Raw genomic sequence first — 683 nt, 5'->3', positions numbered from 1 at the left:
CATTGACCATTTAACCAATTGAGTTTTTCAACGTCAAAAATTGGTCCACCTAGTGATACGCGTTGAATATCAAAGTTATCCATCATGTCTTGTAATGTGAAAACTTCTCTTTCATCCGGCATTGACCAACCCATACGGCCTAAATAGTTGAGTAAGGCTTCTGGTAAAACGCCGATATCACGGTAGTAGTTAATTGAGGTCGGATTTTTACGTTTAGATAACTTCGATTTATCTGGATTACGAAGCAACGGCATATGGCAAAGCGTTGGCATTTCCCAACCAAAGTATTGGTAAAGCAATTGATGCTTCGGTGCAGATGGAAGCCATTCTTCTCCACGCAATACATGAGTGATTTCCATTAAATGGTCATCAACAACGTTAGCTAAATGGTAGGTTGGTAAACCATCTGTTTTAAGAAGCACTTGCATATCGACTTGTGCCCAAGGAATTTCAACTTCACCACGGAGTAAGTCGTTAAATTTACACACGCCTTCTTCAGGCACTTTCATACGGATAACATGAGGTTCACCCGCTTCAAGACGTCGAGCTACTTCTTCTTGAGACAGCTTTAAACCACGACCATCGTATTTTGGTGTTTCGCCACGAGCTTGCTGCTCGGCACGCATTTGGTCAAGTTCTTCTGCTGTAGCAAAACAATAAAAAGCATGACCTTTTTCAACAAG

1 protein-coding gene is annotated in these 683 nt (G+C 41.4%); it reads right to left on the bottom strand.

The features are described 5' to 3' along the window. Nucleotides 1-683: glutamate--tRNA ligase (gene gltX, locus ABD296_RS49685; RefSeq protein ID WP_344285578.1), on the bottom strand; the 683-nt coding region annotated here is incomplete at both ends.

This window comes from Actinomadura napierensis (genome assembly GCF_039529375.1).
GTDB classification, from domain to species: Bacteria; Actinomycetota; Actinomycetes; order Streptosporangiales; family Streptosporangiaceae; genus Spirillospora; species Spirillospora napierensis.
The sequence above is the reverse complement of the archived record's forward strand: the minus strand, read 5'-3'. Positions and strand labels throughout refer to the sequence as shown.